The sequence below is a fragment of the Bradyrhizobium algeriense genome (assembly GCF_036924595.1).
GTDB classification, from domain to species: Bacteria; Pseudomonadota; Alphaproteobacteria; order Rhizobiales; family Xanthobacteraceae; genus Bradyrhizobium; species Bradyrhizobium algeriense.
Genome location: NZ_JAZHRV010000001.1, coordinates 6,866,405 through 6,892,627, shown reverse-complemented (window position 1 = coordinate 6,892,627; position 26,223 = coordinate 6,866,405). Strand labels below are relative to the sequence as shown.

Here is a 26,223-nt window from a genome sequence, read left to right as displayed (position 1 = left end):
GGGCGATGCGCTAGCATCGAACTATGATGCGCAATTGCGCATCTGAGAATCTCGAGATTCCCCGGGGTGCAATTGCACCCCTGAGGTCTGGTGCTTGCACACCATCCCGGAATGACGGCATCGAATTCATCCCTTCGGCAATTTCGCCTTCAGCGCATATAGCGCCTCCAGCGCCTCGCGCGGGGACATCTCGTCGGGATGCAGCGCCTTCACGGCTTCCATCATCTGCTCGGCCTCGCTCGGCGGCGCGGCTTCCGCGGCGGCGCGGGAGGGGACGGCGAACAGCGGCAAATCATCGGCGAGTGCGCGCGCCGTCTGGCCGCGGTCCTGCGCTTCGAGCTTGGCCAGCACCGACTTGGCGCGCGTGATCACTGCCGGCGGAAGGCCAGCGAGTTTGGCGACCTGGATGCCGTAGGAGCGGTCGGCCGAACCCGGCAGCACCTCGTGCAGGAATACGACGTCGCCTTGCCACTCCTTGACCCGCACAGTGGCGTTGAACATCCGCGGCAGTTTGGCGGAGAGCGCGGTCAGCTCGTGATAATGCGTGGCGAACAGCGCGCGGCAGCGGTTGGCCTCATGCAGATGCTCGATCGCGGCCCAGGCGATCGACAGGCCGTCGAAGGTGGCGGTGCCGCGGCCGATTTCGTCGAGGATGACCAGCGAGCGCTCGCTGGCCTGGTTGAGGATGACGGCGGTCTCGACCATCTCGACCATGAAGGTGGAGCGGCCGCGGGCGAGATCGTCGGCCGCGCCGACGCGCGAGAACAGCCGGTCGACGACGCCGATCCGTGCCCGCGATGCCGGTACATAGGAGCCGATCTGCGCCATCAGCGCGATCAACGCATTTTGCCGCAGGAAGGTCGACTTACCCGCCATGTTGGGGCCGGTGATCAGCCAGATCTGGCCGGATTTTTGCGCGGGCCCCGGCGACAGGTCGCAGGCATTGGCGATGAACGGCTGGCCGGCCCGCTTCAGCGCCTGTTCGACGACGGGGTGCCGGCCGCCCTCGACGGCGAAGCCGAGCGAGCCATCGACCTCGGGCCGCACATAATTGTCATCGACCGCCAGCTTCGCCAGGGAGGTTGCGACGTCGAGCAATGCAAACGCATGCGCTGCGGCGCGCAGGTCGTCGCTTGCCGCGAGCGCCATCACGCAGAGCCGCTCGAAGATTTCGAGTTCGAGATTGAGGGCGCGGTCGCCGGCATTGGCGATCTTGGCTTCGATCTCGCCCAGTTCGGACGTCGTGAAGCGAACCTGGCCGGCCAGCGTCTGGCGGTGGATGAAGGTCGCGTTCAATGGCGGCGCCATCAGCTTGTCGCCGTGCTGCGCGGTCACCTCCACGAAATAGCCGAGCACATTGTTGTGGCGGATCTTGAGCGCCTTGATGCCGGTCGTGTCGGCGTAGCGCGCCTGCATCGCGGCGACGACGAGGCGGGAGGCGTCGCGCAAGTTCCGGCTCTCGTCGAGGGCTGCCTCATAATTCTCGCGGATGAAGCCGCCGTCTCGCTTGATCAGCGGCAGTTGCTCGGCGAGTGCGCGCTCGAACTCGCGGGCGAGGTCGCGTGAGGGGCGGCGCAGCGCCTCCATCACAGCGATGATTTCCAGCGGCGGCGTTTCGAGCTGCGCGAGCCGCACCAGTGCCTGATCGGCGGCAAGAATGCCATCGCGCAGGTCTGCAAGATCACGCGGGCCGCCGCGTCCGACTGACAGCCGCGCCAAAGCGCGCGACATGTCGGGCGCGGCACGGAGCGTGGTCCTAACGTCGTCGCGCGCCGCGCTGTCGGCGACAAAGGCCGCAATCGCATCCAGCCGCCGCGCGATTCCCGCGATGTCGGTGAGCGGTGCGGCGAGACGCTGCGCCAGGAGCCGCGATCCCGCGGCGGTGACGGTGCAGTCGATCGCATCGAGCAGCGACCCGCGCCGTTCACCCGACAGTGTGCGGGTCAATTCGAGATTAGCGCGGGTAGCGGGATCGATCGCCATGGTCGTTCCGGCTGCTTCGCGCGAGGGCGGCGACAGCGGCGGACGTTTCCCGACCTGCGTGCGGTCGATATAGGTGACGGCGGCCGCCGCCGCGGTTGCTTCCAGCCGCGACATCGCGGAGAGGCCATCCATGGTCGCGACCGCGAAATAGTCGCATAGCCGCCGCTCGGCGGTGGCGCCATCGAAGACGTCGCGGGTGAGCGGCGTTACTGACGGCAGTTCGCGCAGCAGCGGACCGAGATCGGCATCGCCATAGAGCGCGTCGGTGACGATCACTTCATTCGGATTGATGCGCGCCAGCGTCGCCGCGAGTTCGGCGGTCGCGCATTCCGTGACCATAAATTCGGACGTGGAAATATCGATCCAGGCGAGGCCAATGCGGTCGCCGCCGGAGGAGGAGCGGGCGCGCGCGATTGCGAGCAAATAATTGTTGGTGCGGGCATCCAGGAGCGTGTCTTCGGTCAGCGTGCCCGGCGTCACCAGCCGCACCACGCCGCGGGCCACCACGCTCTTGTTGCCGCGGGCGCGCGCCGCGGCGGGATTCTCGGTCTGCTCGCAGACGGCAACCCGGTGGCCGGCGTTGATCAGCCGATGCAGATAGTCCTCGGAGCGCTCCACCGGCACGCCGCACATCGGGATGTCCATGCCCTGATGCTTGCCGCGCTTGGTCAGCACGATGCCGAGTGTTTTGGAGGCGATTTCGGCGTCCTCGAAGAACAGCTCGTAGAAATCGCCCATCCGGTAGAACAGCAACAGCCCGGGATGGGCGGCCTTGATCTCCAAGTATTGTTCCATCATCGGCGTAACGCGCGAATTTGCGTCGGTAGCCGGCGTGGCTTCAGGGGGCGCGGGGGCGGGGATGGATTGCTGGATCGTCATTGCGGCCGCAAACTACAAAATTTTGCGGTCCGGTCCTATTCCCTTACCTGCGTTGTCAGAGTTTTCCACGCCCACCGCCCTCCCGTTCATCACGCCAGCGTTGAGGGCATGACGGACCTCCCGCGAAAGCACCACCCGGGAACGACGCCTCAATTGACCTGTCGCGGGCGCGCTCCTAAAACTCGCCATCAAACCTAGCGGGTCAACGCCTAAAGCGCGGCATTCAGGGAGAAATTCAATGCGTGATGTGTTCATTTGCGATGCCGTCCGGACCCCGATCGGCCGTTTCGGCGGCTCGCTCGCCAAGGTGCGCGCCGACGATCTGGCCGCCGTTCCGATCAAGGCGCTGATGGCGAAGCATCCCGGGCTCGACTGGGCGCAGGTGGACGAGGTGTTTTTCGGCTGCGCCAACCAGGCCGGCGAGGACAACCGCAACGTCGCGCGCATGGCGCTGTTGCTGGCGGGCATTCCGGAATCGGTTCCCGGCCAGACCCTCAACCGTCTCTGTGCGTCGGGCCTCGATGCCGTCGGCGCCGCGGGACGGGCGATCCGAGCCGGCGAGATCGATTTCGCGATTGCCGGCGGCGTCGAGTCGATGACCCGCGCACCGTTCGTGATGGGCAAGGCGCCGGAAGCGTTCGCGCGTTCGGCCGAGATCTACGACACCACTATCGGCTGGCGTTTCATCAATCCGCTGATGAAGGCGCAGTACGGCGTTGATGCGATGCCGGAGACCGGCGAGAACGTTGCCGAGGAATTCCAGGTGTCGCGCGCCGACCAGGATGCGATGGCGATCCGCTCGCAGCAGCGCGCGGGCGCTGCGATCGCATCAGGTTATTTCGCCGAGGAAATCACGCCGGTGTCGGTGCCGGGCGGCAAGGCCGGGCCTGTCATCGTCGACAAGGACGAGCATCCACGCCCCGAAACCACGCTAGAAGGCCTGACCAAACTCAAGCCGATCGTGCGCAATCCCGGCACGGTGACGGCGGGCAATGCGTCGGGCGTCAATGACGGCGCGGCGGCGATGATCTTGGCGTCGAAAGCTGCGGTGAAGAAGCACGGGCTGACGCCGCGGGCGCGCATCCTTGGGTTAGCCTCGGCCGCGGTGCCGCCGCGCATCATGGGCATCGGCCCGGTGCCGGCGACGAAGAAACTGATGGAGCGGCTCGGCATCAAGATCTCTGACTTCGATTTGATCGAGCTCAATGAAGCCTTCGCCTCGCAGGGCATAGCCTGTCTGCGGCAGCTGGGCGTCAAGGACGACGCCGACTTCGTCAACCCGCATGGCGGCGCGATCGCGCTCGGCCATCCGCTCGGCATGAGCGGCGCGCGGCTGGCGTTGACGGCAGTGCACGGCATGGAGAAGCGGGGCGGGAAGCTTGCCTTGGCAACCATGTGCGTCGGCGTTGGCCAAGGCGTTGCGGTCGCGATCGAAAAGATTAATTAAAACAACTGTTTGGGAGGGTGGAAAACAGCGCTTTCCCGAATTAGTTATGTCGTATAATGATCTGGCGGGCGCGGCTCGGCGACAAAATTGCAAAGCAATTTTGCGCCGCGAGCGCGATGCGAGGGAGGAATTCGTCATGACATTGGTCTATCCAGTGCAGAGTCTGGCGGCGCATCCGCCGCGGCTGTCCCCCGCCTACAAGAGCACGGTGAAGCGCTCGCCCTCAAAGCCGCTGATTCCGATGCGGCATACGCTGTCGGAATTGACCGGGCCGGTCTACGGCCACGAGACGGTGCGCGAGAACGATCACGACCTCACCGTTCAAGGCAAGGGCGAGCCGCTCGGCGAGCGCATCATCGTGCACGGCCATGTGCTCGATGAAGACGGCCGCGGCGTGCCGAACACGCTGGTCGAACTCTGGCAGGCCAACGCCTGCGGCCGTTACGTGCATGTCGTCGACCAGCATCCCGCGCCGCTCGATCCGAATTTTACCGGCGCCGGCCGTGCGCAGTCGGACGCGCAGGGCTATTACCGCTTCGTCACCATCAAGCCCGGCGCCTATCCCTGGGGCAATCACCACAACGCCTGGCGGCCGGCCCACATCCACTTCTCGGTGTTCGGCCATTCGTTCGTGTCGCGTCTGGTGACGCAGATGTATTTCCCGGGTGACCCGCTGTTCCCGTTCGATCCGATCTTCAATTCGGTCACCGACGAGAAGGCGCGCAACCGGATGATTTCCGCGTTCGATCTGGAGAACACCAAGCCGGATTGGGCGCTGTGCTACCGCTTCAACATTGTGCTGCGCGGGCGCAACGCCACGCCGATGGAGAAAAAGTAAGTGCAACAGACCAAGCCAGACGGGGTTACCCCGTCGCAAACCGTCGGTCCGTACTTCGCCTATGGCCTGACGCCGAACGGCAAATATGACTGGAACGACGCGTTCAACAACAACCTGGTGACATCAGATACGTCGGGCGAACGCATTCGCATCGAGGGCCAGGTGTTCGATGGCGACGGCGCGGTCGTGTCGGACTGCATGCTGGAGATCTGGCAGGCGGACGCGCAAGGCCGCTTCTCCGACCCGCAGGATAAACGGGCACAGCCGAATACGTCATTCAAGGGATTCGGCCGCATCGGCACCGACGCCAAGGGTGGCTACGCCTTCGACACCATCAAGCCGGGCACTGTGCCCGATCCCGATGGCAAGCCGCAGGCGCCGCATATCCTGCTTGCGGTGTTCGCGCGCGGCATGCTGCTGCATAATTATTCGCGGATCTATTTCGACGGCGAGGCCGCCAACGCGTCAGATCCCGTACTGGCGCTGGTGCCGGCCGATCGCCGCGCCACGCTGATCGCGACGCGCCAGCCGGGCGGCAATGCCGTCTATCGTTTCGACATCCACCTGCAGGGCGACAAAGAGACGGTGTTCTTCGACGTGTAGCTGCATTCATATCGCAGCCGAGGCGACGCGAGAGGCAAGACTTCGCACATGATGACGCTTCGCCAGGTCGAGGTGATCCGCGCCGTGATGGTGACCGGCACGATCGGCGGCGCGGCGAGGCTTCTGAACGTGTCGGCGCCGGGCATCAGCCGGTTGGTGAAATACACCGAGAAATCGCTCGGCGTCCGCTTCTTCCAGCGCCAGAACGGGCGCTATTTCCCGACGGCGGAAGCCCGCAACATCTTCGAGCAGATCAACGGCGTCTACGAGAAGATGGATGATCTCTCCGAGATCATCTCAAAGATCGGACGCGGCGATCTGTCCGAACTGCGTATCGGCTCCGTGCCCAGCATCTCGCAGGTTATGGTGCCGCGCGCGATCGAGCGGGTGCGGCGCCGTTATCCGGAACTGCGGATCGACATCAACATCCTCAAGATCGAGGAGGCCGTCGACTATCTGCTGCTGGGGCGCGGCGATTGCGTCGCCATGAGTTATCGGCTCGAGCATCCCGGCCTCGACTTTCTGCCGCTGGCGTCAGGCGAATTGTTCTGCATCGTGCCGGCGGGGCATGAGCTTGCCGGATGCAAGCAGGTCTCTGCCGCGGAGATCATCCGCTATCCCCTGATCGGCATCGATCCCAACGATCCCTATGGGCGGATCATGGCGGAGATATTTGCGCGCAACAAACTCGACTACGACATCACCATCCGCGCGCGCTTCGGCACCACCGTGTGCGCGCTGGTCAAGGCCGGTCTCGGCATTGCCGTGATCGACCAGTTCACCGTCGCCCATGGCGGTTATCCCGGTGTCGAATTGTTGAAAATCGTCGAGCCGACCAGGTTCGACACCTACATTGCGGTGAAGCGCGGTGCACCGCTGTCGCTGCACATCGAGCATTTCATCGAATGTCTGCGTTCGGAAATGCGGGCGGTCGGACCGGGCAAGGCGGCGCCGCGAAAGCCCGATTCCAGGTCGCGCAAGAAATAACATGATGTTATCTATACGGCATAAATGGGTAATTGTGTTAGGTCGGCAAAGCGCTATCGTCTGGGCGGATCGGGACGTATCCCGAACCCCCGCGCCGCTAACGCGCATTTGCGCCCGATGACGAGATCATGAGCCCTGCCGTCCGCCCTATCGCTCCAGCCGATCGCCGCTTTCTCACCGGCCTGATCGGGTCGCCGATCGCGCATTCGGCGTCGCCGGCGATGCATGAGCGAGCCGCCGAGGCGCTCGGCGCGCATTGCCATTACCAGCTGATCGAAGTTGCGGGCGCTGACCGCGAAGAACTGCGGCTGCTGCTCGACGGTGTGCGCCGCCTGGGCTTTGCAGGGGTCAACGTCACCTTTCCCTACAAGGAGGCGGTGGTCTCCCTGCTCGATGAATTGTCGCCGGGTGCGCAGGCGATCGGTGCGGTCAACACCGTCGTGGTCCGCGATGGCCGGCTGATCGGACATAACACCGACACTACGGGATTTGCCCGGGCGATCACCGAGCTTGTCCGTGACCCCGCGCAGAGCTCGGTTGCCGTGATCGGCGCAGGCGGCGTCGGCAAGGCGATTACCTTTGCGTTGGCCGGGATCGGTGTCGCCGAGATCAGCATCTTCGACACCGACCGCGTCAAGGCTACGCAACTCGCCGCCCAGATCGGGAAACGCGGCAAAACAAGTGTTGCCGGCAGCGTCGAGGATGCGATGAGCGGCGCCACCGGGGTCGTCAACGGTTCGCCGGTCGGCATGCTGCCGAACCGTGGCACGCCTGTTCCGGATGCCTTGCTGCATCAGGACATGTGGGTCGCCGACGCAGTCTACACGCCGCTCTGGACGCCGCTGTTGAACGCCGCAAAGGCAAAGGGCGCCGAGGTCATGACCGGGCGCGAGCTTGCGATCTATCAGGCCGCGGACGCATTCGAACTGTTCACGGGATTGAAGCCATCGGCCGTCGAGATGGGAAATGCATTCGACGCGGTGATGGCCAAACGCTACGCTAAAGTGAACGCAGCTTAAAACGCGACCGGTCACAAGGTCGCTTGTTGTAACGAGAAGAGGGGATGGAAATGAGATCTGGGATTTTTGCTGGGCTCCTGCTTGCCACCGTGTCGGCCGCAGCCGCGTTCGCGCAAGGGGCGCCAATCAAGCTCGCCAACGTCGCCGAACTGTCCGGCGGCGGGGCCACCGTCGGCAACAACTGGAAAAACGGCATCGACCTTGCGATCGAGGAGATCAACGCCAAGGGCGGGTTGCTCGGCCGCAAGCTGGAAGTCACGCATGCGGATTCACAATCGAATCCAGGCGTCGCACGCGCGCAGGTGCAAAAGGCGCTCGACAATGAGCCTTACGTGCTGCTCGGACCCGGCTATTCCGGCTCCGTCAAGGTCACTTCGCCGCTCGCCGCCGAAGCCGGGCATCACCCAGATCATGGGTGGCGAGGCCGCCGAACTGACGCAGGGCGGCAACAAGTTTCTGTTCCGCACCTCGTTCGGCCAGCAATCTTCGATGCCGAAGGTCGCCAAATACATCAACGACGAACTGAAGGCGAAATCGGTCGCGATCGTCTGGGTCAACAACGACTTCGGCAAGGGTGGCCGCGACGTCATCACCAAGGAATTTGCCAAGTACAACATCAAGGTCGCCGCGGATATTTCCACCGAGGCGGGCCAGGCCGACTTTGCCGCCGACGTCAGCAAGATCAAGGCCGCCGCGCCGGACGCCGTGTTCGTCTATGTCAACGAGGAAGAAAGCGCGCGGATGCTCAAGGAGCTGAAGCGCCAGGCGATCACCGTGCCGTTGATGGGGGAAACGACGCTGGTCGGCCAGAAAGTCGTCGAACTCGCCGGCGATGCCGCCAACGGCGCGCGCGGCCATGTCGGCCTCACCACAGATGCACCGGTCGATCTGGTCAAGGCGTTCCGGGAAAAGTTCGTCAAGAAGTACAACTACGTCCCCGATCATAACGGGCTGAAAGGCTATCTCGCGATCTACATGATCAAGGCCACCACCGTGAAGATGGGCAAGGTCGACGCCAAGGCTTTCGCCGACAATCTGCACGGCCTCACCATCAAGGCCGCCAGCGAGCCCGGCATCCTGATGGACGTGACCTTCGACGAGAAGGGCGACATCGACCGCCAGGGATTCCTGGTCGAGATTGTCGACGGCAAGCAGGTCGTCAAGCAGGTGCTGCCGAAACTGAACTGAGCCGCGACGGGGCGTACGCTTGAACGTGCGCCCCCGAGATCAGCATGGTGAAGATGATTGACGCCGTCTGCATGTGACGGGTGAGGGGAGGAGCATGTCCAATCTGCTCGATCTGCTCGTGGCAGGCCTTGCGACCGGGGCGATCTACGCCCTCGTCGCGGTCGGGTTCACGCTGCTGTGGCAGACGTCGCAAACCATCAACTTTGCGCAAGGCGAATTCGTGATGCTGCCGGCGTTCCTGATGCTGGCGGTGATGCATGCCGGCGCGCCGTTCTGGCTCGCGGTCATTCTCGGCATCCTGCTGTCGCTGCTGCTGCTCGGGCTCGGCTTCAAGCTGCTGCTGGTCGATCCGATGCTGCGGCACGGCGTGCTGCCGCTGGCGATTGCGACCATGGCGCTGGCGATTGGCATGAAAGAGGCGGTGAAGCAGTTCTTCAGCGCCGAGGCGTCGCCTTTCCCCTCCATCGTGCCAGCCGGTGACGTCTCGATCCTCGGCCGGGTGGTCTCGTTGCAGAGCCTCGGCGTGCTGGCACTCGCGATCGCGGTGGTGATCGGCCTGACTGCGCTGTTGAACCGCACCTCGATCGGTCATCAGATGCAGGCCACAGCGCAGAACCCGACGGTCGCCCGCATCATCGGTATACCCGTAGAACGCATGATCCTGTTCACCTTCTTGATCAATGCGTTTCTGGTAGCGCTGGCCTCACTGCTGATCACGCCGATTTATCTGGCGAAATTTTCCTCCGGCGAAGTGCTTGGGCAGGCGGCGTTCATTGCGGCGATCGTCGGCGGCTTCAATCAAGTGCGCGGCGCCATCGCCGGCGGGCTTTTGATTGGCGTAGTGGACAATCTCGCCGCCGCCTATGTGTCGACGCAGTACCGCGCCGCCGTGCCGCTGATCCTCCTGATCGTCATCATCCTGTTCCGGCCGCAGGGACTGCTCGGCCGGCCCGAGGAGCGTACGGTATGACCGCAACGGGGAAATATCTGCGCATTGCGCTCGGCGTCGCCGTCATCGCGGCGCTGATTATCGTGCCGATGAATTTCAACCGCTATGGCCTCTATATCCTGAGCCAGTGGGCGGTGATGACGATCGCCGCGATGGGCCTCAACCTGACACTGGGATACGCAGGACAGGTCTCGCTGGCGCAGGGCGCATTTGTCGGCATCGGCGCCTATGCGGCGGCGATCATGACTACGCAGGGCATGCCGCTGATTGCGGCGCTTGGCGTCGCCATCGTGCTGTGCTTCGCGATCGGTTGGATCCTGGGATATCCGGCGCTGCGCGTGCAGCATCACTATCTCGCGTTCGTGACACTGGCGTTCTCGACGCTCGCCTTCCTGGTGTTCCGTAACGAGGACTGGCTCACCAAGGGCATCTACGGCATCTCCAACATTCCGCGGCCGAACGTCATGGGCTTTGCCACCAACCGGCCGCTGCCGTTTTATTATTTCTGCCTCGGCTCGCTTGCGCTCGTATCATTGGCGATGTGGTGGTTGATCCGCTCGCCCTGGGGCCGCGCCTTCGTGGCGTTGCGCGAAAATCCGGTGCGGGCGCTGTCGCTCGGCATCGACACCCGGCGTTATACGCTGATGGCGTTTGCGATCGGATCGGCGCTCGGCGGTGTCGCCGGCACGCTCTATGCGCCGCTGACGCAATATATCGACCCGGTTCCGTTCAACCTCTCGCTCTCGCTCGATCTTCTAATGATGGTGATCGTCGGCGGTTCCGGATTCTTCTTCGGCCCATTCCTCGGCGCGATGATCGCGGTGCTGCTGCCCGAGTGGCTGCGCTTCACGCAGGGCTACTATTTGATGCTCTATGCGGTTGCCGTGATGCTGCTGCTGATCTATTCGCCGACCGGCATCCTCGGCATTCTCGATCGCTATTTGGTCGAGCGCCGCACCAAGGCGGCTTCCGCCCTGCGCGCGGTCGCCAAATCCCGGCTGGAGACGGCGCCATGACCGCGGTCCTCGAAGTCAGCGACATCAAGAAGAGCTTTGGCGGCATCAAGGCCGTCGACGGCGTCAGCTTCGACGTGCAGGAGGGCGAGATCCTCGGCCTGATCGGCCCGAACGGCTGCGGCAAGTCCACGCTCTTTAACTGCATCCTCGGCCAGCTCACGCCGACCGGTGGCGAGGTCAAGGTCGACGGCAAGGTCGTCACCGGCTTGCGGCCATCCGAGCTGAATCGTCTGGGCGTCAGCCGCACCTTCCAGCTTCTGCAGGTGTTTCCAAAACTGTCGGTGCGGGAGAACCTGATCCTCGCCGGCCAGGAGCATCAGGGCAACATGATGTCGCGGCTGCTCGGTCCCTCCGACGCCGGATTGACGTCGGCGGCCGACCAGATGATCGGCTTCTTCAAGCTCGATCATCTCGCGACCGAAGCCGCGGGCGGCCTGTCCTACGGCCAGCAAAAGCTGCTCGATGCCGCGATGGCGTTCATGGGCGGGCCGCGGCTGGTGCTGCTCGACGAGCCTGCCGGTGGCGTCAACCTCACCATGCTCGGCGATCTCAAGGAGCGGCTGGCCGCGATCAACCGCGAGAAGCGCGCCACCTTTGTGGTGATCGAGCACAACATGGAATTCGTGATGTCGCTGTGCACGCGCGTCATGGTGATGGCGGAAGGCAAGCTGCTGGCGATGGGCACGCCGGCTGAAGTGCGCGCCAATCCCGCCGTCATCGAAGCCTATCTCGGCCACTAGAGGAACAGCCCATGAGCGACCCTATCCTCGAGGTTCAAGGTCTCGTCGGCGGCTACGGCAAGATGACGATCCTCAACGGCACCAGCTTCTCGGTGCCCGCGGGCTCCATCACCACCGTGATCGGGCCGAACGGTGCCGGAAAATCCACCGTGTTCAAGGCGATCTTCGGCCTGTTGAAGCTGCGCGAAGGCAGGGTCGTATTCAAAGGACGTGACGTCACCGGCCTGAGCCCGCGCGAATTGCTCACGTCAGGCATCTGCTACGTGCCGCAGGGACGCAATATCTTCCCCGAACTGTCCGTGCGCGACAACATCCAGCTCGGCGCCGTCGTTGCGGGGCGCGACATCACCGACCTGCCTGATCGGATCGAGGCGGCGCTGGATAAATTCCCGGTGCTGCGCAGAAGGGCGACTCAGCAGGCCTCCACCCTGTCGGGCGGCGAGCAGAAGCAGCTCGAAGTCGCCCGCGGGCTCCTGCTCAATCCGCAACTGGTACTGATCGACGAGCCGTCGATCGGGCTCTCGCCGCTGATGGTGCAGCAGACCTTCAACATTCTGAAGGAATTGCGCGACCGTGGCGTGTCGATCCTGATGATCGAACAGAATGCCCGCTCTGCGCTGGAGATTTCCGACTACGGCATCGTGCTCGAGCTCGGCCAGACCCGGCTTGTCGACACCGCGCAGCGTGTGCTGAACGATCCCCGCATCGGGCAATTGTTCCTGGGTGGCGCCATGACGGAGACGGCCGCATGAACAAGCGCTCGATTGCCACCGTTTCGCTCAGCGGCGCACTCGACGAGAAGCTGCGCGCCATCGCAGCGGCTGGCTTCGACGCCGTAGAGATCTTCGAGAACGATTTGCTGTCGTTCAGCGGCAGCCCGCGCGACGTCGGCCAGATGTGCCGAGATCTCGGGCTTTCGATCTGCGCCTTTCAGCCATTCCGCGACTTCGAGGGCATGCCGGAGCCGCAGCGCACCCGCAACTTTGCGCGCGCCGAGCGCAAGTTCGACCTGATGCAGGAACTGCAGACCGATTTGATGCTGATCTGCAGCAATATCTCGCCGGCCTCGCTCGGCGGTATCGACCGTGCGGCCGCCGATTTCCGCGAACTGGGCGAACGCGCCGCCACGCGAGGCCTGCGCGTTGGTTATGAGGCGCTCGCCTGGGGGCGTCACGTTAACGACTACCGCGATGCCTGGGAGATCGTGCGCCGCGCGGATCATAAATCGATCGGTGTTATTCTCGACAGCTTTCATGCGCTGGCGCCGTCGTTTCCGACGCTGCCGATTCAGTCGATTCCAGCCGACAAGATTTTTCTGGTGCAATTGGCCGACGCACCAAAGCTCGGCCTCGACGTACTGTCCTGGAGCCGGCACTTCCGCTGCTTCCCGGGACAGGGCGATCTGCCGGTTGCGACGTTCGTGAAAGCCGTGCTCGCCACCGGCTATGCGGGGCCGCTGTCGCTGGAAATCTTCAACGACCAGTTTCGCGCCGGCTCCGCGGTCCGCACCGCGACCGACGGGCTGCGCTCCCTGATTCTGCTCGAGGATGACGTCTGCGGCGCCGCGTCCGGAGTTCCTGCGATGCCGCTGCAGCCGAAGGCTTGCAGCCGCGGCGTCGGCTTCATCGAGTTCGCCGTCAGTGAAGAGAAGGCCCGTGACCTCGCCGCGCTGTTCGGCCAGCTCGGTTTTCGCAAGACCGGCGCTCATCGCAGCAAGGATGTCGAACGTTGGTCGCAGGGCCATATTGATCTCGTGATCAATTGCGAGCCGGACGGTTTTGCTCATTCGCACTTTGTCGCGCACGGCCCCGGCGTTTGCGCCATCGCCGTTGATGTCGATGATGCCGCTAGCACCATGGCGCGCGCGGAAGCTTTGCAGGCGCGGACCTTCTATCAGCCGGTCGGGCCGGGCGAACTCGAGATTCCGGCGATCCGCGGCGTCGGCGGTAGCCTGCTGTATTTCCTGGAGGGGGCCGGCAAGAACTGGGACCTCGATTTCGAGCCGCTGCGCAGCGACGCGGCTGGCGACCAGCTCGATGCCGTCGACCATATCTCGCAGTCGATGCCCTATGACGAGATGCTGTCGTGGCTGTTGTTCTATACCGGCATTCTCGATCTGGAGCGCCTGCCGCAGATGGAGATCGCGGACCCGGTCGGCCTGGTGCAGAGCCAGGCACTGATCAACGGAAATCAGAGCCTGCGCGTGGTGCTCAACGGCTCATCCGCCACCCGCACGCTGTCGGCCCGTTTCATCCACGAATTCTTCGGGTCCGGCGTGCAGCACGTCGCGTTCTCCTGCCGCGATATCTTCGCTGCGGTCGCCGACATGCGCTCGCGCGGGGCGGACTTCCTGAAGATCCCCGATAACTACTACGACGACATCGACGCCAAATACGGCCTCGACGCCGCGACCATGACAGCGCTTCGCGACAACCAAATTCTCTACGACCGCGAAGGCGATGGCGAATTCTTCCAGGTCTATACCCACGCCTTCGACGAGCGGTTCTTCTTCGAGATCGTCGAGCGGCGTGACTATCACGGCTTCGGCGCTGCCAACGCCGCGATCAGGCTGGCGGCCCAGACCCGGGAATCGCGGCCGCTGACCATGCCCAAGGCATGACCATTCGGAATGCAAAGCAAGAAGACTGAAAGGGAAGCGAGACGATGTCGATCATGAACGGGAGGCGTATTCGCGCGGTATTGCTGCTTGCAACGTGCTGTTACCTGACACCGGCGGTGGCCGATACGCTTCCCTGCGATGACGGCATCAAGACGGCCTTTCGTCCCGACGCCGACACAAAGGTTGTCGCGGTTCGGCTGGTGAAAAAGGGCGAGGAGCTGAAGGCGCCCGATGCGCAACAGCCCGTCACGGCGGCGGCCGATCTGTGCCTCGTGAAATTGCTGGTCGGTCCCGGCGCCACGGCAGAGAAGGATAAGAACGCGCGCTCCTATTCGGAAGGCATCGGCATCGAGGTCTGGCTGCCGACGCAGGCCAACTGGAACGAGCGCATCCGCAACTATGGCGGCGGCGGATGGGTTGGCGGCGGTCATCGCCATGCGGACAAGGTCGGCAGCAAGGTCCCGGCCATCGTCAACGCCAACATCGGATATGCCTCGGGCACCACGGACGCAGGACAGCCCTGGTACCAGGATGGCTCGTTCACGTTTCTCTCGGACGGCAAGGTCAATGCCGAGTCGCTTCGCGACTTCTCGGTGCGCGCCATGGTGGAGCAGGCCGTCAAGACCAAGGCGCTGGTCAGCCTCTATTACGGCAAGGCGCCGAAATACACCTACTATGACGGCCATTCGCAGGGCGGCCGGCAGGGCATGAAGATCGCGCAGGAATATCCGGAACTCTACGACGGCTACATGATCGCCCAGCCGGCGCTGAACATCGCGAAGTTCGGCACGGCGGGACTGTATCCGCAGATCGTGATGAAGACCGAACTCGGCTTCACCGCGGCGAACAAGCCGGAGGCTGCAGCCTTCGCCACCAGGGTCGCTGCCGCCAGCAAGCGCGCGGTCGCCGTCTGCGACAAAACGGGCCTCGGTTTCCTGCTCGATCCCTTCACCTGCGATTACAATCCGGCGCGCGATGCCGACATATTGTGTGCAGGCGTGGCCGGCGAAGGCGTATCCGGCAAGAATAACGACTCGGCAACCTGCATGAATTTGAAGGAGGCGAATGCGCTGAACCGAATCTGGTTCGGCGCCACCAGCGATGGAAGCTTTGAAGCCGCGCAGAGCCCCGACGCGCGATCCGGCAAATCGCTCGGCAAGAACCAGCTCTGGTGGACCTTCACCAAGGGCACCGCCATCGGCACTCAAATCACGAATGCCGCTTCCCTCGGCGTCGCGTTGGCGTTGCAGGACGTCAGCTATGCCCCCGACTCCAGCACCTCATCGAGCGATCCGATCGCAAATGGTTCGTCTGACGTGCGCAACAAATGGCGTGAACTCGATTACGCCGGGCTCGCCGACGCCGTGAACAAGGGCGTCGCATTGCAGCCGACGCTGTTCAGCGACCTCATCACGGACAAGGCCGATCTCGGGAAGCTGCGCGATCTCGGCCGCAAGGTCGTCGTTTACAGCGGCCTGGTCGACGATGCGATCCCGCCGGCCGGCAACATCAATTATCACGAGCGCGTGGCGGCGGCGATGGGCGGGCACGCCGAGGTGCAGAAGTTCATGCGGATGTACCTCCTGCCAGGTTCAGCGCACTCCTCGCAGGGCCGGGCCTACACAGTTGGCGGCAAGAACGACACTGTGCCGCTGCCGAAACTGCCTGGCAACACCAACCAGACGCCGACGCGCGAACAGGACCAGTTCTTCACGGCACTGGTGGATTGGGTCGAGAAGGGCACGGCGCCCGGTGAAGTCATGCTGACGTCGCGCGACAACAGCGTCAGCTATCCCGTCTGCGTCTATCCGCTGCGGACGACGTGGAACGGCAACGGGGATGCAAAGCAGGCTTCGAGCTATAGCTGCCGGTAAGCCGGCGGGATAAGATCGTATCGTCGGCGGGAGTGCCAGCACCGGATTGAACATGATCGAACCCAAGGAAGCCGCCAGCAGAGCACGCGAGGTGCTGGGACTGCTCGGCTTTCTGCTGGTTGCCACCGCCCAGGTCTCGAACATGATCCTGGCGCGTGGCGTTGCCGGGAGCGTTCCGCCATTTTCGATCGCCTTCTTCCGCTGGGGCATCGTGGCGCTCGGCCTGCTGCCGGCCGTCATGATGGCGTTGCGCGAAAAGCCCGGCGTGTTGAACGGCCAGACGCCCGGCATCGTTCTGGCTGGTTTCCTCGGCATGTTCGTCTGCGGCGGCCCGGTCTATGTCGCCGGTGTTACGACCTCGGCGATCAATCTGGCGCTGATCATGGCGCTCGCGCCGCTCGTGGTGCTGCTGTTTTCTTTCGTGTCGGGCCAGGAAACCATCCATCGAAGCCAGATCATCGGCATGCTGCTCTCGCTGGCGGGCGCGGCGTTGATCATCACAAGGGGACAAGCCGCCGTCGGGGGAGGCGTGGTGACCGGGGATCTGCTCGCATTGCTGGCGATGCTAGGTTGGGCGGGATACACCCTGCTGCAGAACCGTGTCGGCAGCGGTGTGAGCTTTCTGGCGCGGATCGGCCTGTTCGCGGCAGCAGGTGCGCTGTTCTCGCTGCCTTTCGCGATCCATGAAATGTGGTCCGCGCCTGCCGCCGCCTTCAGCGGGCGTGCGGCGCTGGTCTATCTCTTCGCAGGATTGGTCCCAGGCCTATTTGCCTATTCGGCCTATGCCTATCTCGGCTCGAAATTCGGTGCAGTGTCGACTTCGCTGAGCCTCTATCTCGGGCCGATCGTCAGCGCGGTGCTGTCGATCCTCTTTCTCGGCGAGGCGCCGACCGTGATTCATCTGATCGGTGGCGCGCTGTCGCTCGGCGGCATGTGGTTGAGCCTGCAAGCCAAGCAGGGCAGGCCACCGGCCTAACGCGATTTCGGTTGCTGCCTTATCCGGAAATCTATCAAGGCATCTTCGCGCTCGATGCGCGCATCGCCGATTGCATCTGAGCATCGCTCTTCCGCGCGCGTCCGGCGCGAGCGGGGGACCGTCGTCGCATGGGCTTGACAATAAGATATCAGTTATATAATATATCTGTTATATAACTGATCTGAGATGTACAATGTCAAACCTCGATGCCGCCTTTTCCGCGCTGGCCGACCCGACACGCCGGGCGATTCTGGCACGCCTCGCGTTGGGTGAGGCCACCGTCATGGAACTGGTCGAGCCGTTCGAGATGACGCAGCCCGCCATCTCCCGCCATCTCAAGGTTCTCGAGGGTGCAGGGCTGATTATCCGCCGCGTCGAAGGCACCAAGCGGCCGTGCCGGCTGGCGCCGGCAGCCGTCAACGAGATCGACCAATGGCTTGCGATGCTCCGGCAAGCCCTGTCCGCGAATTACAACCGGCTCGACGACGTTCTGGCCGCCATGAAAACCGAAGAGTGAAAGGCAAACCCTATGAGCAAGATGACGCTGAAGACCGAAGGCGACCGCCATGTCGTTGTTAGCAGGCGCTTCGCCGCCGCGCCGGAAGCGGTGTATCGCGCGCATACCGAGCCGGCGCTGATTCAGAAATGGCTGCTCGGTCCGGACGGCTGGACGATGCCGGTTTGCATCAACGAGGCGCGACCGGGCGGCAAGATCCGCTACGAGTGGACGAACGGCGAAGGCGGTGGATTTTATCTGACCGGTGAGTATCTCGAACTGGTGCCATTCAGCCGGCTCGTTCATGTCGAGCGGATGCACATGCCGGATGCCACGCCGGACAACCACGTTGAAACGACCTTTGCGCCGGACGGGACCGGTACCTTGATGACCATGCGGATGACCTTGCCCGATGCCGCGACGAGGGCGGCCATGCTGTCGACCGGCATGGAGCACGGAATGGAAGCGAGCTACGCGCGACTTGAGACAACACTCAAATCATAAGCAGTGTCCCATCAGCGACGCATGCACCGGGCTTTACGTCAGCCGAGTGAAACGCGCGAGGACGCTCGTTTCACCAACACCTCAAATCGGGAGACCAGCCGTGATCGAACCGCTTCGCGTCCTTCAAACTAAGCCGCTGCTCACGGCCTCGATTCCGATCAAGGTTCCGCGCGAAGACATTCACAAGGTCATGGGACCCGGCCTTGCTGAACTAAAGGCCGTCGTCACCGTGCAGAACGTTGCGATCGTCGGTCCTTGGTTCACCCACCACCTCCGCAATCCCGGTGAGGTTTTCGATTTCGAGATATGCCTGCCGGTCGCCACGCCCGTCGCGCCGGTAAATCGCGTGAAACCAGGGCAGTGGTCCGCCATGAAGATCGTCCAGACTACCTATCATGGCGGCTACGAAGGCCTCGGCAGCGCCTGGGGCGAATTCATGGGGACGATCAAGGCGGCCGGACACAGAACCGCGGATGGCCTGTATGAATCCTACGACGTCGGCCCGGAGGCGAGCACGGATCCGAGCGCCTGGCGGACGGTGCTTAGCCGGGAATTGGTCGAAACCTAAAATACCGGCTCGGCACGCAATGCGGAAAACAAGCGTACACCAACCAAGCCTTACTCCATCACCGCATGATCCGGCGCGGCCGATTGCTCGCGCAGCGTGGCCTTGGTCGAGCCGATCATGATGGCGAGCGGTATGGCGCAGGCGGTGAAGATCATCACCATCTGGTAGTCGTGCGAGAACGCGATGATCTGCGCCTGCACCTTGACCATCATATCCGCCATGGCGCGGCCCTGGTCGGTCGCGAGATCGATCATGCCGCGCACCGCGGGCATCTGCAGCGCATGATTGAACGGGTTGATATGCTCGGACAGGACTGCGTAGGTGTAGCGCGTGCCCTGCGTCAGTTGCGCGATCACGAGCGAGATCCCGATCGAGCTCGCGACATTGCGCATCAAGGTCAGCATCGAGGTGCCGTCGGTGCGCAGATGATTGGGCAGCGTCAGGAACGCCACCGTGGAAAGCGGCACGAACACCAGGCCGAAGCCAAAGCCCTGGACCACGCTGATGATGACGATCTCGGTCACGCCGGTCTGGTCGGTCCAGCCGGTCATGTAGAGCAGCGAGGCCGCGGTCAGGCTGAGGCCTGCGACGATCAGCGTCCGCGCCTCGATATGGCGCATCAGGCGGCCGACCAGCATCATCGCCACGAAGGTGCCGCAGCCGCGGCTCGCCAGCAGCAGGCCTGCCGTAATGATCGGATAGCCGATCACGTTCTGCAGGAAGGGTGACGACAGCGCCATGGTCGAGAACAGCACCAGCCCCATCACGGCCATGAACACGCAGCCGCCGACGAAATTCTTGTCCTTGAACAGCGCGAACTGGATGAACGGATGCTGCGTGGTCAGGGAATGCGCAAGGAAGTAGTAGAAGCCGATCGCCGATATGATGAACTCGGCGATGATCTCGTTGGATTCCAACCAGCCGAGCTGCTCGCCGCGGTCGAGCGCGAGCTGCAGCGCGCCGATCGCGATCGCAAGCGCGGTGAATCCGAACCAGTCGAAGCGCAGCGCGACGTCCTTCCTGGTCTCGTCCATGAAGATCACGAGGCCGAGCACGGTGATGATGCCGAACGGCAGGTTGACGAAGAACACCCAGTGCCAGGAATAGGTCTCGGTCAGCCAGGCGCCGAGCGACGGGCCCATGATCGGCCCCATCATCACGCCCATGCCCCAGATCGCCATCGCTTTCGCGCGCTCATGCAGCGCATAGGAGTCGAGCATGACGGCCTGCGACAGCGGCACCAGCGCCGCGCCGAACACGCCCTGCAGCAGGCGGAACAGCACCATCTGGCCGATGTCCTGCGCCAGCCCGCACATCACGGAAGCAATGGTGAAGCCGGCCGAGCAGATGATGAAGATGCGCTTGCGGCCGAAGCGGTTGGCGATCCACCCCACTGGCGCGGTCATGATCGCGGCGGCGACGATGTAGGAGGTCAACACCCAGTTGATCTGGTCTTGAGAGGCCGACAGCGTGCCCTGCATGTAGGGCAGCGCGACGTTGGCGATGGTGGTGTCCAGCGCCTGCATGATCGTCGCCGTCATGGCGCAGATCGTCACCATGTTCCGGCGCAGGCCGGGAACGGCAGCCGATGGTGCGCCTGTTGTCATGACGCTATTCGTGGTCCTGGTTCGCCACCGCCGGCGACATGCCGAGCAGGGCGGACAGCGAGCGGCGATGGTTGGTGTCGATCGTGGCGTAGACGCTCATGCCGGCCTTCAGCTTGCGGACGAACTTGTCGTTCCTGTCGAAATAGATCCGCACCGGCACGCGCTGCACCACCTTGACGAAATTGCCGGACGCGTTCTGCGGCGGCAGGATCGCGAACTGCGCGCCGGTGCCGGGCGAGAGCGAGCCGACCGTGCCCTTGAACGGGTGGTTCGGGAACGCATCGACCTCGAGCGTGACGGACTGGCCGACCGCGACATAGGTGAAATCGGATTCTTTCGGATTGGCGTCGACCCAGGGGTTCGAGGTGTCGATGATGCTGAACACCGGCGCGCCCGCCATCACGAAGCGGCCGAGCTGGATCTGTTCGACCTGCGTGGCGATGCCCGCCATCGGCGCGCGCATCACCGTGTGGTCGAGATTGCGCTGGGCCTGATCGAGCGCCGCCTTGGCCTGGGCATAGGGCGGGAATTCGTCGAGCGGCAGTTCGGGATTGCCGAGCAGTTGCGCCTTTGCGGTGGCGATCTTCTGCTGCAGCAACTGGAACTGGGCGCTCGCGGTGACGAGGGCGGTAGAAGCATTGTCAAGGTCGAGCTGCGAGCCGAAATTGTTCTTCACCAGCGAAGACTTGCGGTCGACGTCACGCCGCTTCAGGTCCATGCCCTGCTGCGAGAGCTCGCTCATCTGGCCGTAGATCCTGAGGTCGGCGATCAAATTGTCATAGGTGACCTTGGTCTGCGCGAGATTGGCCTTGGCCTGTGCCACGGCGAGGCGGAACGGGACGGGATCGATCTCGAACAGCACGTCGCCTGGACCAACCTGCTGGCCCTCTTTCACCACGACCTTCTCGATCTTGCCGGAGATGTCGGGCGTGATCAGCACCTTCTGCGCGCCGACATAGGCGTCGTCGGTCGTCACGTAGCGGCCGCCATTGAGATAGAACGTCACGCCGGCCACCAGCGCGACCAGTGGCAGCACCACCAGCAGCAGGAAGCGGCGGTAGCGGCGCATGCCGGCCATCAGCCGGCGGCGCGGCTCGGCCGCGAGTTTCGGCCGCGACTCCGGAGATGCGGGGTTGCCCTTCTGTTCGGGCGGAAATTTGAGCACCGGATCAGCCATAACGCTGCTCCTTTCGCGGAGGTTCGTTCGCCGGATGCTGGATCGCGTTGCGAACGTTCTCCTTGATCAGGTCGAGTTGGTCGAGAAGGCGGTGGGCATCAGTGGGGTTGATGCCGTCGAGCGCGGTGGCCGTCAGTTCGGAGCGAAGCCCGGCGAGCTTGCCGAGCAAGGGACGCGCGGCCTTGCGCAGGTAGAGGCGGTTGACGCGGCGGTCGTTCTCGTCGCCGCGGCGTTCGATCCAGCCATTGTCGCAGAGCTTGTCGATCAGCCGCGTCAGCGTGATCGGCTGCATCTCCATTTGCTCGGCGAGCTCCGACTGCTTGAGGCCTTCGGTTCGCTCGACCTTGGCCAGAACCGCCCATTGCGCGCGGGTGATGCCGTAGCGCGCCGCCTGCCGGTCAGCATAGGCGCGCATCATCCGCTGCACCTCGCCGAGCGTGAACAGGAAGTTCATATCCACGGAACCGCGCATGGTTTCAGCCTCCATAAGCTTGCGATATGATAAGCTTGCTTATGAATTCTGCATGGCGAGTTAACAGTGGCCTGATCCGCTTCCAGCACATGGCTGGGAACCAGCGGGTGGCCGGGCTTTGGGATTGGCATTCAAACTGCTACAAAGGCCGGATATGACCCTGACAAAGCCGACATTTCCCGCGCCCGACCACGATCACGGCCGCTGCACTGCGGAAGCGATCGCGCATGCGGAAGCGGTTTGCGCGCGGCGGGCGCAGAAATTCACCCCGATCCGGCGCCAGGTGCTGCAGGCGCTGCTGTCGAGCCACCGCCCGCTCGGCGCCTATGAGGTGATCGACGAACTCGCCAAATCGATGCCGCGGCCGGCGCCGATCACGGTCTACCGCGCTCTCGATTTTTTGATGGAGAACGGCCTGGTCCACCGGATCGAGAGCCGCAATGCGTTCCTTGCCTGCGCGCATGACCACGACGAGACGTCGATGGTGGCGTTCCTGATCTGCGATCATTGCGGCTCCGTTGGCGAAATTCCTGCGGCCCCCGTGGCGCAAAGCCTCAATGCGGCGGCGCGCGCCTCCGGATTCGCGCCAAAGCTCTCCGTCGTCGAGATCGCCGGCACCTGCGCTCACTGTCAAAAATAACAAAAACACGGCGCCAAGCCGGCCACGAGGATAGATGTCGTCCAAGCCAGTGAAACTGTCCGCCGGGCGTGCGCTCACTCCGGGCGCTATCGCATTGATGCTGATGCTGTGCCTGAGCTGGGGGTTCAACCAGATCGCGGTGAAGCTGGTGTTGGCGGACGTGCCGCCGATGCTGCAGGCATTGGCCCGCTCCATCGGCGCGTTGCCGGTGCTGCTCCTGATTGGCTGGTTTCGCGGCGTTAAATTCTTCGAGCGTGATGGCACGCTGTGGCCGGGCGTGATTGCGGGAACCATCTTCGGCATTGAATTCGTGCTGATCTATCGTGGCCTGCTGCTGACGTCGGCGTCGCGTGCGGTGGTGTTTCTATATGTGGCGCCGTTCTTCGTCGCGCTCGGCTCGTTTGTCTTTCTGGGCGAACGGCTGCGAGCGCCGCAATGGGGCGGCCTGGCCCTGAGTTTCGCCGGGGTCGCGCTGGCGATCGGCGTCCCCCAGACCAATGTCGACGCGAAGGTCTTGCTGGGCGATTTCCTGATCGTCGTCGGCGGTGCGCTCTGGGCGGCCACGACGCTGATCGTCAAGACCACCGCGCTGATCAAGGCCCCCGCGGAAAAGGGCCTCGGCTATCAGGTGGCGATATCGATCCCGATTCTCGCCCTTGCTGCGTGGATATCGGGCGAAACCATCACCCATGTTCCCGGGCCGCTGTCGCTGGCGTTGCTCGCCTATCAGGCGTTCTGGGTGGTGGGTCTGACGTTCCTGTTGTGGTTCGCATTGGTCAAGACCTACTCCGCCAGCAAATTGTCAGCGTTCACCTTCGTCACGCCGCTGTTCGGCGTCGCGGCCAGCTATTTCATCCTGCATGATACGCTGACCATCGCCTTCGGTGTCGCGGCGCTGCTGGTCATTGCCGGGCTCTATCTCGTCAACAAGCCGGATCCGAAGATCGTGCCGGATCCGAACCTGCCGGCGTGATGTCGGACGGGGTCCGGTGCCAAGCTCGTCATTGCGAGCGAAGCGAAGCAATCCATCTCTGCTCATTTGCGGGTGCATGGATTGCTTCGCTTCGCTCGCAATGACGTGGAGAGAGCGGAGCTTGCGTCCTAACCCGTCTCGATCGGTAGCGAGGTGTCCTTGGCCCATTCGCCCATCGAGCCGTCGTAGAGCGTGAGGTTGTCGTAACCAAGCTGGTGCAGCAGGAACAGATCGATCGTCGCCGAGATGCCGCCGCCGCAGTAGGCGACCACGCGCTTGTCTTTCGTAATGCCCTGCGCCTTGAATTTGGCATCCGCCTCGCCAAGCGGGACGAAGGCCTTGGTCTTTGGGTCGAGCAATGTGGCTGCCGACACGTTGCAACTGCCGGGCACGCGGCCGGGCCGGCCGTAGCGGCTGGGCTCGAGGCCCTTGTGAAACTGCGGGCCGAGCGCATTGACGACGACGGTGCCTCGCTCGGAGGTGGCGGCGAGTGTTTCGTGCTTGTCGACGAAAAATCCGGTCTTTGGTTTAGCCGTGAAGGTTGCCGGCTTATATCCCTGCGCCGGTCCGGTTTCGAGCGGGCGGCCTTCGAGCTTCCATTTGTCGAGCCCACCGTCGAGCACCGAGGCGCTCTCGAAGCCGAGCGACTGGAGCATCCACCAGAACCGCGTCGCCCACATCGGCGTCCCGATGCTGTACAGCACGACCTGGCTGCCGTTCGATACGCCGTGACGGCCGAACGCCCGCTCGAGATGCGCAACATCCAGCATCATGAAGCGAAGCTCGGTATTGGGGTCGGAAAACTCGCTTTGCAGATCGAGAAAATCCGCGCCCGGAATATGTCCGGCCTCGAACGTGTGTCGCCCGGGTACGGCGAGATAGGGGAGGCTGCTGCCTTCGGGCGCGGGTTCGAGATAGGTGGTGCAGTCGAACAGGCGCAGGTCGGCCTGACCCAGAATATCAGCGAGTTCCGCCGTAGAGATGAGCCCGTTACGCCCCGACATTTGTTGGCCTCCCGTTATTTCAGGCCGATGCTAGGGCCCGCATCGGGCCATGAAAAGGGGTCCGGAAGTGCGCTCGCCCTTTCAATTCGGCGATTCCTGTCCAATATAGCGGTTAACGGACGTTGCGGTATTTCCGCCTGCTTCCGGTCGCCGTCATCGGCTTAAGCTATTGAATATACAACGCAAAAATCCCCATGTGACGGGACGCACAGACCCTTCGCCGCCCCCTTGGTGAATGTCACCAAAACCTGATATTCGAGGCCCCATGAACAAGCCCGAAGTAATTCCGCAAGACGACGTCGCTGGTCCCCGCGCCCGGCATAAAACCACCCAGGTCATGGTCGGCAATGTTGCCGTCGGCGGGGGTGCGCCGATCGTCGTGCAGTCGATGACCAACACCGACACCGCCGATGTCGATGGCACGATCGCGCAGGTCGCGGCGCTGTCGCGCGCCGGATCGGAAATGGTGCGCATCACCGTCGATCGCGAGGAGGCGGCTGCCGCCGTTCCGCACATCCGCGATGGCCTGCGCAAGCGAGGCATCACCACGCCCCTGATCGGCGACTTCCACTACATCGGCCACAAGCTGCTCGCCGAATATCCGGCCTGCGCCGAGGCGCTCGACAAATACCGCATCAATCCCGGCAATGTCGGCTTCAAGAACAAGCGCGACTCGCAATTCGCCGATATCATCGAGATCGCGAACAAGAACAACAAAGCGGTCCGCATCGGCGCCAATTGGGGTTCGCTCGACCAGGAATTGCTCACCAAGCTGATGGACGAAAACACCGCGTCAGCGAACCCGCGCGATGCCCGCGCGGTGACCCGCGAGGCGATGGTGCAGTCGGCGCTGTTGTCGGCCGCCCGCGCCCAAGAACTCGGCATGCCCAAGAACAAGATGATCCTGTCGGCAAAGGTTTCCGCCGTGCAGGACCTGATCGCGGTCTATCAGACGCTCGCCTCGCGTTCGGACTACGCGATCCATCTCGGTCTCACCGAAGCCGGCATGGGATCGAAGGGCATCGTGGCGTCGTCGGCCGCGCTCGGCATCCTGTTGCAGGACGGCATCGGCGACACCATCCGTATTTCGCTGACGCCTGAGCCCGGCGGCGACCGCACGCTGGAAGTCCAGGTTGCGCAGGAATTGCTGCAGACCATGGGCTTCCGCACCTTCGTGCCGCTGGTCGCGGCATGCCCGGGCTGCGGCCGCACCACCTCGACCACGTTCCAGGAACTGGCGCGCTCGATCCAGGATTTCATCCGCGAGGAAATGCCGGGCTGGAAGACGCAGTATCCCGGCGTCGAGACGCTCAACGTCGCCGTCATGGGCTGCATCGTCAACGGCCCCGGCGAATCCAAGCACGCCAATATCGGCATCTCCTTGCCCGGCACCGGCGAAGCGCCGGCAGCCCCCGTGTTCGTCGACGGCAAGAAGTTCCGCACCCTGCGCGGGCCAACGATTGCCGCCGACTTCAAGGCGCTGGTGATCGACTATATTGATCAGCGGTATGGGGCGGGCGCCAAGGCGCCGGAGACGACAGCGGCAGAGTAGATCGTAGCTCGGGTGCCACGAAGCGAAACCCGGGGTCTTTCTCGCGAGCCGATAGACCGATCCCGGATTGCGCTTCGCTCCATCCGGGCTACGATGCGTCCCAATCAAGAA

Annotated in this window: 23 protein-coding genes and 1 pseudogene; 19 read left to right on the top strand and 5 right to left on the bottom strand. The window is 63.5% G+C overall.

Annotated elements, in window-relative coordinates:
* Positions 1–126: 126 nt before the first annotated feature.
* On the bottom strand, positions 127–2,862 hold the full coding sequence (gene mutS / locus V1286_RS33190) for a DNA mismatch repair protein MutS (RefSeq protein WP_334487139.1): 2,736 nt from the start codon (positions 2,860–2,862) through the stop codon (positions 127–129).
* Positions 2,863–3,100: 238 nt separating this feature from the next.
* Here mutS and pcaF point away from each other — a divergent pair, with 238 nt between their 5' ends.
* The 16 genes and pseudogenes from pcaF to V1286_RS33110 all read left to right on the top strand — a co-directional run bounded on the left by pcaF (position 3,101) and on the right by V1286_RS33110 (position 18,687).
* Complete coding sequence (gene pcaF / locus V1286_RS33185) at positions 3,101–4,309, top strand: 3-oxoadipyl-CoA thiolase (protein WP_334487137.1); 1,209 nt, start codon at positions 3,101–3,103, stop codon at positions 4,307–4,309.
* Positions 4,310–4,445: 136 nt separating this feature from the next.
* Positions 4,446–5,147, top strand: a complete 702-nt coding sequence (gene pcaH / locus V1286_RS33180; RefSeq protein WP_334487135.1) for a protocatechuate 3,4-dioxygenase subunit beta — start codon at positions 4,446–4,448, stop codon at positions 5,145–5,147.
* Positions 5,148–5,750, top strand: coding sequence for a protocatechuate 3,4-dioxygenase subunit alpha (gene pcaG / locus V1286_RS33175; protein WP_334487133.1), 603 nt, complete (start codon positions 5,148–5,150; stop codon positions 5,748–5,750).
* Positions 5,751–5,798: 48 nt separating this feature from the next.
* Positions 5,799–6,737, top strand: coding sequence for a LysR family transcriptional regulator (locus tag V1286_RS33170; protein ID WP_334487131.1), 939 nt, complete (start codon positions 5,799–5,801; stop codon positions 6,735–6,737).
* Positions 6,738–6,865: 128 nt separating this feature from the next.
* Positions 6,866–7,756 (top strand): shikimate dehydrogenase, encoded by an 891-nt coding sequence (locus V1286_RS33165; protein ID WP_334487129.1) that lies wholly within the window; start codon positions 6,866–6,868, stop codon positions 7,754–7,756.
* Positions 7,757–7,806: 50 nt separating this feature from the next.
* Positions 7,807–8,944 (top strand): annotated as a pseudogene (locus V1286_RS33160) (ABC transporter substrate-binding protein).
* Positions 8,945–9,038: 94 nt separating this feature from the next.
* Complete coding sequence (locus V1286_RS33155; protein ID WP_334487127.1) at positions 9,039–9,914, top strand: branched-chain amino acid ABC transporter permease; 876 nt, start codon at positions 9,039–9,041, stop codon at positions 9,912–9,914.
* The gene (locus tag V1286_RS33150; RefSeq protein ID WP_334487126.1) at positions 9,911–10,909 is read left to right on the top strand and encodes a branched-chain amino acid ABC transporter permease; all 999 of its coding nucleotides are present in this window, start codon (positions 9,911–9,913) and stop codon (positions 10,907–10,909) included. Before V1286_RS33155 ends, V1286_RS33150 begins: the two co-directional genes overlap by 4 nt.
* Positions 10,906–11,649 carry an ABC transporter ATP-binding protein gene (locus V1286_RS33145; protein ID WP_334487123.1) on the top strand — a complete coding sequence of 248 codons (744 nt, stop codon included), beginning with the start codon at positions 10,906–10,908 and terminating at the stop codon, positions 11,647–11,649. Before V1286_RS33150 ends, V1286_RS33145 begins: the two co-directional genes overlap by 4 nt.
* Positions 11,650–11,660: 11 nt before the next feature.
* A complete protein-coding gene (locus tag V1286_RS33140) occupies positions 11,661–12,401 on the top strand; it encodes an ABC transporter ATP-binding protein (protein WP_334487120.1) in 741 nt (246 codons plus the stop codon).
* Positions 12,398–14,269: a bifunctional sugar phosphate isomerase/epimerase/4-hydroxyphenylpyruvate dioxygenase family protein gene (locus tag V1286_RS33135; protein WP_334487118.1), complete on the top strand. Its 1,872-nt coding sequence runs from the start codon at positions 12,398–12,400 to the stop codon at positions 14,267–14,269. Before V1286_RS33140 ends, V1286_RS33135 begins: the two co-directional genes overlap by 4 nt.
* A gap of 44 nt (positions 14,270–14,313) precedes the next feature.
* Positions 14,314–16,143: a tannase/feruloyl esterase family alpha/beta hydrolase gene (locus V1286_RS33130; protein WP_334487115.1), complete on the top strand. Its 1,830-nt coding sequence runs from the start codon at positions 14,314–14,316 to the stop codon at positions 16,141–16,143.
* A gap of 52 nt (positions 16,144–16,195) precedes the next feature.
* Positions 16,196–17,119, top strand: a complete 924-nt coding sequence (locus V1286_RS33125; RefSeq protein WP_334487112.1) for a DMT family transporter — start codon at positions 16,196–16,198, stop codon at positions 17,117–17,119.
* A gap of 193 nt (positions 17,120–17,312) precedes the next feature.
* Positions 17,313–17,636, top strand: coding sequence for an ArsR/SmtB family transcription factor (locus V1286_RS33120; protein WP_334487110.1), 324 nt, complete (start codon positions 17,313–17,315; stop codon positions 17,634–17,636).
* A gap of 12 nt (positions 17,637–17,648) precedes the next feature.
* Entirely contained in the window at positions 17,649–18,119 is a 471-nt protein-coding gene (locus V1286_RS33115) for an SRPBCC domain-containing protein (RefSeq protein ID WP_334487107.1), read from the top strand.
* A gap of 100 nt (positions 18,120–18,219) precedes the next feature.
* On the top strand, positions 18,220–18,687 hold the full coding sequence (locus V1286_RS33110) for a GyrI-like domain-containing protein (RefSeq protein WP_334487104.1): 468 nt from the start codon (positions 18,220–18,222) through the stop codon (positions 18,685–18,687).
* A 50-nt stretch (positions 18,688–18,737) separates the two neighbouring features.
* Here V1286_RS33110 and V1286_RS33105 read toward each other — a convergent pair whose 3' ends face one another.
* From V1286_RS33105 to V1286_RS33095, 3 genes are read right to left on the bottom strand one after another with little or no spacing between them, the layout of a single operon-like run.
* The gene (locus tag V1286_RS33105; RefSeq protein ID WP_334487101.1) at positions 18,738–20,294 is read right to left on the bottom strand and encodes an MDR family MFS transporter; all 1,557 of its coding nucleotides are present in this window, start codon (positions 20,292–20,294) and stop codon (positions 18,738–18,740) included.
* A gap of 4 nt (positions 20,295–20,298) precedes the next feature.
* The gene (locus V1286_RS33100) at positions 20,299–21,471 is read right to left on the bottom strand and encodes an HlyD family secretion protein (protein WP_334487100.1); all 1,173 of its coding nucleotides are present in this window, start codon (positions 21,469–21,471) and stop codon (positions 20,299–20,301) included.
* Entirely contained in the window at positions 21,464–21,958 is a 495-nt protein-coding gene (locus V1286_RS33095; protein WP_417021209.1) for a MarR family winged helix-turn-helix transcriptional regulator, read from the bottom strand. Before V1286_RS33095 ends, V1286_RS33100 begins: the two co-directional genes overlap by 8 nt.
* Before the next feature lie 139 nt (positions 21,959–22,097).
* On the opposite strand from V1286_RS33095, the gene V1286_RS33090 reads away from it, so the two are divergent.
* Positions 22,098–22,583, top strand: coding sequence for a Fur family transcriptional regulator (locus V1286_RS33090; RefSeq protein WP_334487094.1), 486 nt, complete (start codon positions 22,098–22,100; stop codon positions 22,581–22,583).
* Positions 22,584–22,617: 34 nt separating this feature from the next.
* The gene (locus V1286_RS33085; RefSeq protein WP_334487091.1) at positions 22,618–23,556 is read left to right on the top strand and encodes a DMT family transporter; all 939 of its coding nucleotides are present in this window, start codon (positions 22,618–22,620) and stop codon (positions 23,554–23,556) included.
* 128 nt (positions 23,557–23,684) lie between these two features.
* On the opposite strand, the gene V1286_RS33080 is transcribed toward V1286_RS33085, so the two are convergent.
* Complete coding sequence (locus tag V1286_RS33080) at positions 23,685–24,560, bottom strand: sulfurtransferase (protein ID WP_334487088.1); 876 nt, start codon at positions 24,558–24,560, stop codon at positions 23,685–23,687.
* Between the two features lie 265 nt (positions 24,561–24,825).
* Here V1286_RS33080 and ispG point away from each other — a divergent pair, with 265 nt between their 5' ends.
* Positions 24,826–26,112 carry a flavodoxin-dependent (E)-4-hydroxy-3-methylbut-2-enyl-diphosphate synthase gene (gene ispG, locus V1286_RS33075; protein ID WP_108512513.1) on the top strand — a complete coding sequence of 429 codons (1,287 nt, stop codon included), beginning with the start codon at positions 24,826–24,828 and terminating at the stop codon, positions 26,110–26,112.
* Positions 26,113–26,223 lie beyond the last annotated feature (111 nt).